This window comes from Aeribacillus sp. JST-2 (assembly GCF_056032925.1).
Genome location: NZ_JBVVUU010000024.1, coordinates 1 through 12,957 on the forward strand (window position 1 = coordinate 1; position 12,957 = coordinate 12,957).

The 12,957-nt window shown below is 40.4% G+C and carries 12 protein-coding genes and 1 pseudogene; 6 read left to right on the forward strand and 7 right to left on the reverse strand.

Annotation, left to right across the window (positions count from 1 at the left end):
• Positions 1-212 (forward strand): annotated as a pseudogene (locus tag AC0KTX_RS11875) (IS110 family transposase); the annotation flags it as partial.
• A gap of 903 nt (positions 213-1,115) precedes the next feature.
• Here AC0KTX_RS11875 and AC0KTX_RS11880 read toward each other — a convergent pair.
• From AC0KTX_RS11880 to AC0KTX_RS11910, 7 genes are all read right to left on the reverse strand, one after another.
• A complete protein-coding gene (locus AC0KTX_RS11880) occupies positions 1,116-2,117 on the reverse strand; it encodes a helix-turn-helix transcriptional regulator (protein WP_474252416.1) in 1,002 nt (333 codons plus the stop codon).
• A gap of 609 nt (positions 2,118-2,726) precedes the next feature.
• Positions 2,727-3,206 carry a PCYCGC motif-containing (lipo)protein gene (locus tag AC0KTX_RS11885; RefSeq protein ID WP_474252387.1) on the reverse strand — a complete coding sequence of 160 codons (480 nt, stop codon included), beginning with the start codon at positions 3,204-3,206 and terminating at the stop codon, positions 2,727-2,729.
• 414 nt (positions 3,207-3,620) lie between these two features.
• Entirely contained in the window at positions 3,621-4,445 is an 825-nt protein-coding gene (locus AC0KTX_RS11890) for a hypothetical protein (protein WP_474252388.1), read from the reverse strand.
• Positions 4,446-4,530: 85 nt separating this feature from the next.
• Positions 4,531-5,835, reverse strand: coding sequence for a beta-N-acetylhexosaminidase (gene nagZ, locus AC0KTX_RS11895; RefSeq protein WP_474252389.1), 1,305 nt, complete (start codon positions 5,833-5,835; stop codon positions 4,531-4,533).
• Positions 5,836-5,837: 2 nt separating this feature from the next.
• Complete coding sequence (locus tag AC0KTX_RS11900) at positions 5,838-7,226, reverse strand: zinc ribbon domain-containing protein (RefSeq protein WP_474252390.1); 1,389 nt, start codon at positions 7,224-7,226, stop codon at positions 5,838-5,840.
• Between the two features lie 384 nt (positions 7,227-7,610).
• Positions 7,611-7,973 (reverse strand): ArsR/SmtB family transcription factor, encoded by a 363-nt coding sequence (locus tag AC0KTX_RS11905; protein WP_474252391.1) that lies wholly within the window; start codon positions 7,971-7,973, stop codon positions 7,611-7,613.
• 1 nt (position 7,974) lies between these two features.
• Positions 7,975-8,385, reverse strand: a complete 411-nt coding sequence (locus AC0KTX_RS11910) for an SRPBCC family protein (RefSeq protein WP_474252417.1) — start codon at positions 8,383-8,385, stop codon at positions 7,975-7,977.
• A gap of 36 nt (positions 8,386-8,421) precedes the next feature.
• Between AC0KTX_RS11910 and AC0KTX_RS11915 the strand changes: the two genes are divergently transcribed.
• The 5 genes from AC0KTX_RS11915 to AC0KTX_RS11935 all read left to right on the forward strand — a co-directional run bounded on the left by AC0KTX_RS11915 (position 8,422) and on the right by AC0KTX_RS11935 (position 12,954).
• Positions 8,422-9,572 (forward strand): IS3 family transposase gene (locus AC0KTX_RS11915; RefSeq protein ID WP_474252392.1). Its coding sequence is split into 2 segments (ribosomal slippage): positions 8,422-8,668 and positions 8,668-9,572, totalling 1,152 coding nucleotides; the frame shifts between segments, so codons are not numbered across the junction.
• 127 nt (positions 9,573-9,699) lie between these two features.
• Positions 9,700-10,344 (forward strand): methyl-accepting chemotaxis protein, encoded by a 645-nt coding sequence (locus AC0KTX_RS11920; RefSeq protein ID WP_474252393.1) that lies wholly within the window; start codon positions 9,700-9,702, stop codon positions 10,342-10,344.
• A 606-nt stretch (positions 10,345-10,950) separates the two neighbouring features.
• Complete coding sequence (locus AC0KTX_RS11925) at positions 10,951-11,682, forward strand: hypothetical protein (RefSeq protein WP_474252394.1); 732 nt, start codon at positions 10,951-10,953, stop codon at positions 11,680-11,682.
• Between the two features lie 12 nt (positions 11,683-11,694).
• A complete protein-coding gene (locus tag AC0KTX_RS11930) occupies positions 11,695-12,090 on the forward strand; it encodes a GntR family transcriptional regulator (RefSeq protein ID WP_474252395.1) in 396 nt (131 codons plus the stop codon).
• Positions 12,091-12,093: 3 nt separating this feature from the next.
• Entirely contained in the window at positions 12,094-12,954 is an 861-nt protein-coding gene (locus tag AC0KTX_RS11935) for an ATP-binding cassette domain-containing protein (protein WP_474252396.1), read from the forward strand.
• Positions 12,955-12,957 lie beyond the last annotated feature (3 nt).

Below are 12,957 nucleotides of genomic sequence, written 5' to 3' on the forward strand. Positions count from 1 at the left end.
GCTATCTCCGTTACTACCTAGTGGAGGCTGCCAACTCGGTGCAACGGCATGATGCGACGTTTCGTGCGTACTACCGGGAGAAGTATGAGGAAGTGCCAAAACACCAACATAAACGAGCCCTCGTCCTCACCGCTAGAAAACTCGTGCGTTTGATCGATGCGCTGCTACGCAACGGTCAAATCTACACGCCAAGAAAAGGGGAAGATCGATAAAAGGATCGATCTGGTATACCAATATCAACCTTTTGACCTAGTTTATTACATGTGCAAATACTGGGTTTCTTCAGTATTGCCTTTTTTCGGATCATCGGACAAGGGAATTTCCAATTTCTATGATTATTCACCTTGACATATTACCGCAGGACTTTATCGAAAACGATTTCAATTTATTTTCGTGATCATCTGTCAAGTTTCGCTAAATTCCATATACATTTTCACCTCCCTTTTACATATTTATACATTATTATATTTTATAACAAAACCGATCTTATTAATATCACTATATCAAATAAGGTGTTCCAAATCTGGTACACCTTGACTGTTAATGTCCCTAATAGTCTATAAAAACATTTAACTTCGCCTATTGTACTGTGTGCCGTTCCGAAACATTTTTTAAACGAAGAGTACGGGTTTCACGTTAGTTGTTTTGATTTTAATAAAATGGAAAATACCCCTTTTTGCCGGTTCTCTGCTGAATCAGACGCAATCGATGATTCTTGTGAAACACGTTTATGAGGAAATAATTTGGTGGGTTGCAACCACTTTTTGAAATGAATACTATTTGCACTATGAACAAGTTCAGTTTCCGTTTTCCCCTTGGTTGAATCGCATTGGCGATGCTTTCTTGCGGCAACACACCACCGTAAACTTTAGCCAGCTTTTTTTCCTTTTAATCATAGAGTCCTTTCGTATTGATGGCAAAGATTTAATCGCAAAAAATTTTCCATGTACAAATGAATTTATGATATGTTCTCACATAAACATTATAAGAGAGTGGTGCCGCACACCACTCTCTTATTGGGGAAGAGGAAATGACAACGGAGCATTCGGTAAATAAAACTCCATTGATCATTTCATTTTTATTATATAAAAAAAGATGTGCCAAAAATGGTACAACTAAAGTTGGGATTCGATCGATTCTTCTTGATAGACATTTTGCATAAGCTTGATTTCCCGTTTCACCTCTTCAAGTAAATGATCAGGTGAAAGGACTTTTGCTTTATGCCCCCATGTTAAAATCCAGCCAACGAGGCCTGAGCTTATTTTTGCTTTTGTTGTTAACAGAAAATGTTCGTCGCCGATTCTACGGATATCGGCGTCCAAACCAAACCGATCCAACACAACATTGATCAGTTCTTGATGAAACTGAATTTTAATCCATTGATCTTCGCCGGAAAACATGTGAAACGTCCTGTCGATATATTCTTTTATATCGAGCTTCTCCCGCTGAAAGGTGCGGCTTGTTACAACGACATTTCTCATTCGATCTAGACGGTAATGGCGGAATTCCCCGTTCGGAATGTATTTGCCGATTAAATAATAAAAATCGTTTTGCCAGATGAGCGCATAAGGTTCTACTTCATACCACCTGCCGTCCCTGTGAAATACAAATTTTTTATCAACGTTGTACTTCCCATATTGATACTTTAGTACGCGCTGTTTCGAAATCGCTTGGTGAATATGATCAATGTTCAATTTAATTAAATTGTAATTTATATTGACTGATTGGTGAAAGATGAGCGGGTCTGGTAATGATTTTGCAATATATTTGCTTGTCAGCTTTTTTACTTTTTGAATCAACATTTTTTTCTCTTTTTCCGTAATAAAACGCGCCGATAAAATGGCATCGACAATGAGCCGAAGTTGATATGTTTCAAATAAGCGGTCTTGGTGGCTGTAGAGCGCTTTGCCGTGCTGCCCGGTATTCATGACAACTTCAAAATCCGCATCATTTAATGCTTCAATGTCCCGTTTAATCGCTCTTTGATCAAATGAAACGTCTGAACCAAATTCCCGCTGCAGACTTTCGATGATCTTCTTCATTGAAAGTTCATGATCTTCATCTGTTTCCCTGAAAAGAATTTCTTTTAATTTCAACAACCGCTGACTGCTTTTCACTTCCGACAAAGTTCTCCCCCCGATTGACCATAATCATGGATCTAATGCCTAATACAATAGTATCATGTTTTATGGCTGATTTTTGATGGAATCTTCATCAGCCATTAAAAAGTGCGCAAGGAGCACCTCGATTATGAAAAGCAGTTGAACACTTTAGTCATGAAAAAATATTTATGCTCAAATTTAATATTGATTCTTTTGAAAGGTAAAAAATGAAGCTTCCTTTTTTTCTGAGAAAATATGAATTTCTCTTCGGAGCTCGCAAAATCGCCACGATAAAGAGAGGGGAGAGGTATGAAGAACAGGCGAACCAAGATACATAAAAAACAGCCGGCAAAACATCAACAACACATCCGATTTCATCTCAACCTCATGCCGGAAGTTTTATTCGCAAACAATTGATATAGAGGAGCTGCAACAACGAATCTCTTTCATTTTTAAAGCGCTGGGGGGGCCGAAAAGTAGTTTTTCATCCCAAATCATGAAAAAGCAAGACCCAAGAATGCTGTCAAATCAACATTCTTGGATCTTTTATTTGCAAACAGGTGACAGGAAAATGGACTTTTGAGACATACCCTTTTTGCATTTCATACATTCTCAATCTGAAAATTAGGAAGGCATTGGCGTGTTCGTAGGCGCTGCGTAGCCCTCTTTGTATTTTTCATCAATATATTGACGGATTTCTTGAACGGATTTCCCTTCTTGTTTCAATTTAATAGATTCCGCCGCAATTTGCAGGCAAACATTGCAGCGTGTTCCGTGGTCATCCCAGACAACAGAACCATCTTTGTTGACGGTTTTCACAAAGCAGTTCATGCTGCTTTTATGCCCTGCACTCTCGCCGCAGCCGCAATAGCAAGGAATCCATTGCAACAACTCTGTTGATTGGCCGGCTGCTTGATACACCAATTGAATCTCTTCGCTTTGGCTTTTTAAAAACGTTGGCAATACGTCTCTGGAAGCGGTTGTTTCCCACAAGTCACCATTCGGCGCATGCTCCTGATGTGCTTGTTCTTTATTTGCATTGCAGGCAGAAAGAATCACTGCAAGTAAAAGAAAAAAAACTGGAACGATTTGTTTCAAACGCATCTCCGACACCTCGCTATTGAGCAGATATCCTAAATATATCATAAATGATACTATGTTTTTAAATTATAAAATCATTGTGAACATTTTATGATTTTTCAGGTCAAACATCTCTTGATTTGCACGCTGAAAATGGAAAAATCAACAGAGGATATTGCATAACCAAACGAACAGAGGGGCGCATTTCCAATTTGATGGCTTTCCCCTATTTTCGGAGCCGTCAGCCCGAAACCGTTTTGAAACAGCAAATCATTCCGCAAATTATTTGCATCTTTCAAATCAAAACCGGCCTTATGGGGGAGTTGCAGCTGTTGGAACAGAGGATTTTTGGATCAATCCAATTGAAAACCGCCCCCCGCCAAAACATCTTGGAATAGGGGACGGTTTTTTTCAGCATCTCATGCTACGGAATTTGAATCACCAAAAGTAGCTCCATTGGTCAGCGATTTTGCCCAATGCAGAATCTGCCAAAATGCCAATAAAGATCGAAAACACAATCGCAAATAGAACCACATACAACAAAAATGAGTACAATGGATCAATCCCTTTCGCATATTTCGTTAATAAGGAACTGATCATATAGTATGGGATAAAAAGAACAGCCAGCAAAAAGGCAATGCCCAGTAAGATGTTTCCATAGACGTTTGACTTCAACAATATCAGCAAAAAGGCAATAAGCGCAATGATAATCGCTGCTGTAAGATGTGCGCCATATATGGCGATCATTTCTTTAAAGGAAGCGTTGGATCCAAAAAATTTATTCACCAAAAACAGGCACAATAACACAAGTATCAAGATCATGGCCGCATAAAGAAAAACATTAAAAAATACGGAAAAGAATGAAGGACCGTTGTAAAATTCGGCAAATAAATCCCCTGTGTGATGCATTGCCGATTTAAAGATATTGCAGACGAAAACACTTGCGGTTAAAGCCGCTATGAAAACAAATAAAACAATGCTGATCAGGCCATTCGTCCATTCATTCTGTTCATTGCCGAATATGAAAGAAGGCCGTTTAAGATAATTGACAAAATAACTGCCGTACAATTTCGACTGCTTTTTCACTCTTTCCACATGTTCGTTCACTTGTGTTGAAGTTCCTTGTGCATAACCGGCAGGCTGTCCGGTTTCGCTTTCGCTAAAATTGGCTGTTTGCCCTAAGGATTGACCATTCAGCCTTGCTCCGCACTTTCCGCAAAAATTCCCGCCGGCTTGTTCATTTCCGCATTGTTTGCATATCATTTTCTCAATCGTTCCTCCTTAAAGACAAAATAATGCGCATATCTCCCAGATGAGTAAATGATTTTTCAGTGGATAACCAAATTTTCTACTCTCTTGTTTTCAAACTGTTTTCAATCAACTTTTGATGTTCTTCGCTGCCAACCGTTTCTTTTGCGTATTGAGGATCAACGATCGGATCGCGAATATGGGTCAATTTATATGTCAATAATCTCGTTGCGGCCTCATTAATGCGTTCTTCTGGAATTTCCCCTTTTTTTGCCGCTTTTAACAAACCATTATATACCTCGACTTGATGGGAATATTCATGGCAAACGAGCAGCAAATCCGCCCCGGCATTTATTGCTTCTTTCGCCATATCTTCATATGAATAATATTTGTTTACAGCACCCATCTCCAAATCATCGGTAACAATAATTCCTGTATAGTCAAGCTTTTCCCGCAATAATTTTTTCATAATGACAGATGATAAACTCGCCGGCTTCTCACTGTCATAGCTTGGATATTTGATATGAGTGATCATCACAAAAAATGACTGATTATCTACATTTTCAATGATTTTTTGAAACGGATAAATATCCGAATTCTCCAAATCCGTTTGATCAGCTTTTACAGAAGAAGTGTCAAGATGTGGATCAACCTTGCTTCTTCCATTTCCGGGAAAATGTTTTAATGTTGCAGTAATATTCGCTTTATTGAATCCTTGTACAACCTTTTCTCCAAGATGATAGACTTTTTCCGGATCGGTTCCGAATGAACGGCTATCGGTATTTGATAAATCAAGTACCGGGGCAAAATTAACATTAAATCCCATAGCCGCCAACTCTTTCCCGTTTAAATAAGCCACCTCAAACACATTTTGCGCGTTTTCCGCTTGACCCAGCTCCTGTTGAGACGGGATGGGAGACACTTTATCCCTCATCCGCAAAATGTCTCCCCCTTCCTGATCCACACCGATTAAAAGCGGAATCGAAAACGGCTGTTTGGCGGCCAGCTTCTGAAAAGAGTTATTTAAATTTGCTACTTGTTCCGGCGTTTCCATGTTGCGGTCAAATAAGATTACACCGCCAACTGATTTATTTGAGATTAAATCAATGATTTCCTCATTTTTCTCCACACCTTTAAAACCAACCATGAGCAGCTGGCCGATCTTTTGCTCCAAAGTCATAGAATCTACTATTTTCGCTGCTTTTTCTTCTAAAGTTTCCGTTTTTTCTTTTGAGTTTTCTTTCTGTGAAGAAACCGAGCTGCTTGTTTCTTTTGACATTTCCACTCGCTGCGGTTTAGCTGCTGTTTGGTTACTGCTTTCCTTTAACAGCAGCGTTTTTGGAACGAAAACAATGGCAAGAAAAAGGATCATCATGACAGCAAGGAATGTAAACGCATGTTTCATTTTCATTCTGTTCTAGTATTTAGCTTTGTAATTTCCGGCGTATCCAATTTCCATCCGTCGGATTCTTTCACTAAATACCATTTCCCTCCCCATTCTTGCACTAATGTCGTACCATCTTTTTTCTTGTCATAAGAAGTTAAATGAAAACTGACAGTTGCCCGGTCACTTTCGATACTTTCCACGTTTAAATCGGAAACTTCATTTTTGAAATTATTTTGCAGCCCTTTTATCCACTTCTCATAACTAATTTCATTCCGCCGATTTGAGGAAAACAGTTGATAGGCCGCTTCGTAATCGCCGTTTGAAATATTAGAATAATGGTTCATCACCACGTTTTCAATCTCTAATTGTTCATCACCGGAATTTTCCATTGAGTCGAGAGGAATGTCTTCCATCATCTCTTCTTCATCAAATAACAGTTCGATGGATTCCCCCGGTTCTTCAATTTTCACTTTATTGCTTTTTAACGTACCTTTTGCAGTTTTCACTTCAGCATGAAGCGTCATGGAACCATCCGTCGGAACTGGACCGAATTCCTCGAGATCGGCAATTTTTAAACCAGTGCTCTTCCCATTGACAAATAAAACGGCATTGTCATTGTTGGAATAAATATAAACATAGTCTCCTGTTAAATCAAATTCAACATATACTTTATTTTCTTCTTCTTCATCATTTGGCGATACTGTTTCTTCCTGCTTCACGTTCGTATATTCACCTTTGTATTCTGCCTGAACTTTATGATTTATTGGCAGATATGGCCCAAAAGTTCGTTCCTCATCTTCTTTTATATCTTCGACTTTCTTTCCATCTATGTAAATACTGCTGTTCCGATTAGCAGATACAACAATGTATAAATTTCTAGGTATTAGTGCGTAACGATCAAATAACAACCATATTTTCCCTACTTTACTGAGCGCAATATCCGTGCTTGTTTGCTCAGGGAACGATCCGTTTTCATAAAGCAGTGCATCTTCCGTTAATTTCTTTTTGAGTTCGGAAAATTCGGAAGGATTATTTTGATAATATTCAATCAATTGTTTGGCCGATTTTTCATCCACCTTTACATCAGATTGTTTAGAATTCAGCAATTGCGCCACTTCTTTGGCATCTTGATTCGTGACCGCTAAAATAAAATTCTCTGCAAGTCTTGTCGGTTTATAAATAGATTTTAAAATAAAATATGAACTAATAATTGCCAAAACAATGACAACGCCAATTCCGGCAAGTATTTTAGATCTTTTGCTCGCCAGCAGCGGCAGCGGTTTTCCTGAATAACGTGCATCCCTCCTCTGTTCAGTATCTGTTTGAGCTTGCGCAGTTTTTGCTCCGCAATTTGTACAAAATGTTTGCTCTTCTTCTAATGGATGTCCGCATTGTTGGCAATAGAGCAATTATTTTCACCTGCTTTCATCATAATTTAACAAAGTGAATTATACCAACTAAACGTGACGTTTTACAGAGGGGATTTGCATTAAAAATAGTGATTTTTTTACAAAAAAATTCAAACTTGCGGTTCGTATCTGTTAAAGAAATTCGGGGCTAAGTCCTATTATTGTGTAAACCTAAATTCCGGCCAATCCAACCGCTTCCTTCTTACACAAAATTCAGGACTTAATCAAATTCGGCAACGGAAGTGTTTGTTTCAATATTACTAAAGCGGGGCATTTGCCCCGCTTTTGGCTTGACGATTTATGCTGGCAGCTCCATTGAATAACCGAACAATTTCCCCCAATATTCGCCCATATGACCCGGGGCTGCCTCCGTCCTTGATCGAATCACAGGCTGTCCCGTTCATTGTCGCCGGATGTTTCCTTTCCTTCTTGGCTTTCAACTGCATACTTGAGAATAGCCAACTTGTTATGCCAAAATTGCTCATAAAACGAAAGCCAATGTTTTACTTCCTTTAAAGGTTCCGGGTTTAATTGATAAATTTTTTCTCTTCCCACTTTCTGAAAATGCACCAATTCCGCCTCAGAAAGGATGTTGAGATGTTTCGCAACGGCAGTGCGGCTTATTGGAAAATGAGCCGTCATATCAGAAATTGTCCGCTTTTTTTCCGCCAGCAGCCTCAACATTTGTCTGCGGGTTGGATCGGAAATCGCTTGAAACACGTCATGCTTTCTTGCGAGTGGGGACACACTACTTCACCACAACCTTTTGCAGGTTTTCGACGATCTTCGCCCAGCCATGGTTCATCCGCTCGCAGACTACAGAGCTTTTCTCATTCGCTTTAGGCAAAACAAAGTCATGCTGCTTCCAACCGCCATGTATAAGAGTAAATTCCGTCTTGTCTCCTAAATCTTTTAACATAAAGGTTACAATCCACCCCTCTGTATCCCAAGTGAATGAAAGCCGGTAAGGCGGTTCAAGCTCTATTACTTTACAAGGCGACGGACCAAAAGGCGACTGCAAGTGGAATTCATGTCCTAGTTTTGCCTGAAAATCGTTTGGCATGAACCAAGATGCAATCCCTTCTGAAGTAGATATAGTCTTCCACACTTTTTCAATTGGTGATGCTAGACTAAAAAGTGGACACCGAGAATCGAGAATGCGACAATAAACCTATCAAAGTCGAGGTGTCCGAAGATGAGTCAGAAATACGACAAAGAGTTTAAAATCCAAACCGTGAAAATGATTCAAGAGCAGGGGAAGCCGGTGGCACAAGTCGCCCGCGAATTGGGCGTGTCCGACAATACCCTGTACCGCTGGATCAACGAATTCAAGCAAGATCCGACCAATGCGTTTCGAGGCAGCGGCAACCTGAAAATCGAGGAAAAGACCATTCTGGACATGCAGAAACGAATCCGCCAACTCGAGATGGAGAACGAGATTTTAAAAAAAGCGATGCACATCTTCGCAAAAGACCGGAACTGATCTTTGCGTTTATCCACAAACACCGCTCCAAGTATCCGGTGTCGGAGATGTGCAAGGTTTTGAACGTATCCCGGAGCGGTTACTATCAATGGACTAGACGCCCGGAAAGCGAGCGAAAGAAACGTCGCCGAGAACTGGAACAACAGATTAGCCGTATCTTTGTGGACTCGCGTCGCCTGTACGGCAGCCCGAAGATCGCTCAAGTCCTGCGCCAGCAAGGCGTTCGGGTATCCGAGAAAACGGTCGCCCGCATCATGAAGGAATTGGGGCTCAAGTCGCGCACCGTCAAGAAATACAAGGCGACGACGAACTCGAACCATAATCTGCCGGTGTATGACAATGTGCTGAACCAACAGTTCACGGCACAAGCTCCCAATCAAGTCTGGATGGCAGACATCACGTACGTTCCGACAGACGAGGGATGGCTCTATGTCGCGAGCGTGATGGACTTGTACACGCGCAAAATCGTAGGCTGGCACGCTGATGAGCGGATGACCAAGGAATTGGTCCTACAAGCTCTGGATCAGGCTTACAACCGTCAACGGCCGAAAGGCGAAGTCCTGCATCATTCCGATCGCGGCAGCCAATACGCGTCTCATGAGTACCAAAAACGGCTCTTGAAATACGGGATGAAATGCAGCATGAGCCGCAAGGGCAACTGCTATGACAATGCCTGCATCGAATCGTTCCACAGCGTGCTCAAAAAGGAACTCGTCTATCTAGAGAAGTTCAGAACCCGCAAGGAAGCCCAAAGTCGGATTTTTGAATACATCGAGTTTTTTTACAACCGGAAACGCGTACATTCCGCTATCGGGTATCTTACACCTGTTCAATACGAACAAATGTACGGTCAAGCTGCATAATTTTCTCGATTCTGGCTGTCCAATCTATTGACAGAGGTCCACAAATGAAAATGGCAAACTAATTGAACAATCTTCCAATAAAGTTCTTGATATGACAAACAGCGGCACCCAATTAATGGGATCATCGATGAAACAAATGGAAAAAATCGATCAAATTGTGAAGGTTGCGGTTCAAAAAGTTCATAACTTGGATAACCAAACAAAAGAGATATCCAAATTGGTTTCCGTGATTAAAGAGATCGCTGCTCAAACAAACCTTTTAGCATTAAATGCCGCCATTGAATCCGCAAGAGCCGGCGAACACGGGAAAGGATTTGCCGTCGTTGCGGAAGAAGTAAGAAAACTTGCCGGACAAGTTTCCGATTCCGTCAAAGAAATCACAAATATTGTCGTCAATATTCAAAATGAATCCAACACGGTCGTTGATACGTTGCAAAGTGTGTATAATGAAGTTGAACAAGGAACAAGCCAAATCAAAACGACAGATGAAACCTTTAACCAAATAGCCGAATCAGTAGGGGAAATGACAGAACGAATACAAACAGTCACAAACAACTTAAATTTAATTGCTGAAACGAGCGAACAAATGAACAAATCCATTCAAGAAGTGGCGGCGATAACCGAACAATCAGCCGCAGGCATTGAACAGGCCTCCGCCGCCATTCAACAATCAACGAATTCCATGGAAGAAATTGCCGGAAGCTCAGAGGAACTGGCAAAATTAGCTGAAACCCTCCACGGCCTTGTCCGCCAATTTAAGATTTCTAACTAAGTCGGCTTCTGAAAAAAGCATGGAGAAACAAAAGATCTGCTCAAATTTTCCGAAACAGGCGAAAAAAAACACCTGTTTCGGAAAAGTCAACAACATTGGCAAAGACCGCTGAAATTCCAGGTGAATTTTGCGGTCTTTCGTCCGTTTAAAAAGGGGTTGGTTGCTGTTCATAAATGAAAAGGGAAAGACGCTCTTTTTCGATAAACTTACTTTTGATGCAAATCTTTAAGCTATAAGGCATTTCTGCACCAGCCCCTCAATCGTTAACTGAATGTAAGGCGATTTCAGGAAAAGACTTCACCTATTAACCAAAGAACAATTTCCTTCTCATTTACCCAAAGCTAATCATGGAAAAATCCATCCTTTTGATGAATAGTCTTTCGTTCATACCAAGTGGAAGCTGTTGCAACGGTGTAAACAACTGTACACCATTTAATGTTTTATTTTTCAAAAAAAGTTTCCCAAAGGTTCAAACTTCTAGGACACCTTCTTTTGTATGCTTAAAAACTTTTTATTTTTTAAAAAAGTCTGGTCAAAAGGGAAAAAGTGTCATATACTGTATATATAAATATACACAGTATAACAGCTAGAGTGGAGGGTTGGAAGATGACCATATGGAAGGAAGCGTTGTGGCTGGCAAAATTCGAACTCAAAAAAATAAAACTAGGATTCGCTATAACCGCATTGCTTGCCGTGTTTTTTTCAATGTTTTTCGGCACCGTTATCCCTGAAAATCTCGTCCGGAATCGAAGCACTGTCATGCTCGACTTGATTTTCTTAATCGTGTTTGGAATCGGAACAACGTGGTTGAAACCAAAAGATTTTAATCACCAAAAAGTGAACCGTGATTTTTGGGTGCCTCCTTTTATTATCACACTTCGCCAGCTGCCAATAAAACTAGAGGCATTCATTAAAAGCAGATTTATTATATTTTTCACCTTTGCCATCCCTTACTATATTCTCATTTCCATTCTTACCTACTGTTTCTCGCCGGAACTTAGGGAAACTTTAGATGTTGGCACATATGCGGCATTTATGATTATTTGGATTTCAATCGGCATTCATATCGGCGCCTCCTTTCCTGCAAGTGATGTAGGTGTTCGAATGTCGACAACCGCAATGGTTATTTATTCGTTTGTTTTATTATTTGGCCTCATTGCCATTTTAACTTTGTTCAATCTATTTTACGGCAACGGTTTTGTATCTTGGACCATGAGCATGGCTGAAAAACAGCCGATATTAAGCAGCATCGCAGCGATTTTGTTTGCCTATGTGGGTCTTTTCTATTCGCAAAAGTATATGTCGAGAAGAATCAAGAAAACCGATTATGTTTGTTAAGGGGGGAGTTGAATGGAACTTCCTATTCGTCTTTCAAAAGATTCTCCTGAACCGATTTATTACCAATTGGAGGAGCAAATGAAAGCTTTAATTGCAAGCGGACAACTTCCCGCCGGTTCACCATTGCCATCCATTCGATCCCTGTCAAAGGACCTTGAGATTAGCATCATTACGACAAGACGGGCATATCAAAATTTGGAATATCAAGGTTTTATTAAAACAACCCAAGGAAAAGGCACGTTTGTAGCAGATATCGATGCGGAGAAAAGGGAAAAAGTGAAAACGGAAACGGTTTATAAAGCTATTCTATCAGGAGTTGAGACAGCGCTCCGGCATGATTATACCATTGCGGAAATTGAGCAAATCTTTCAACAAATTATCGCCGACTTAAAAGAAAAGGGGGTTTAGGGAATGCAAACCGTTTTAGAAATTAGCCATTTAGTCAAAACAATCGACGATTTTCAGTTCGGCCCGATTGATCTGACCTTCGAGCTCGGAACCATTCATGCACTGATTGGCGAAAACGGAGCCGGGAAAAGCACATTCATTAAATTGCTGATGGAACTGATGAGAAAAGAGGATGGACAAATCCGCTTATATGGAAAACCAATTGCCGCCTACGGCGAAAGCTGGAAGCAAAAAATTGCCTACCAGCCGCAAACATTGATTGGCTGCAGCTCCTTTACCGGTTTGGAACTAATGGAATTAATGGCCCATTGTTATCCAACATGGAATGAAACCTATTGTAAACAGCTCATAAACATGTTTGAACTTCCTTTAAATAAGCCGCTTGGCAAACTTTCGCAAGGTGTGCAGCAAAAACTGGCGAATGTCTTAACATTAGCATGCGATACAGACATTGTCATTTTGGACGAACCGACGGCCCATATTGATATACCGGCAAAGCAAATGCTGATTGATGTGATAGCGGAATGGATGGAACGCGGGGATAAATTAATGATCATCGCCAGCCACCAAATAGAAGACATTCGGAAACTTGCCGATTTTTTAATTGTGCTAAAGAAAGGGAAATTGCTTGGAAAATATGAAAAAGAAGAGCTTACGAGCCAATATAAACAGTACTTTCTGCAGCAGCCGCTGCCAAATCAACCGATTCCGGGAGAGGTAGATCGAAAAGGAGGCCGCATCGTCATTTCTGATCAACAAGACAAAACAGAAACATATTTAACAAAAAATGGATTCAACTGGGTGCAAAAGGAATCCTTAGGGTTAGAAGAAGTTATTTCAATTCTGTTAAAAAATGAACGTTAGGAT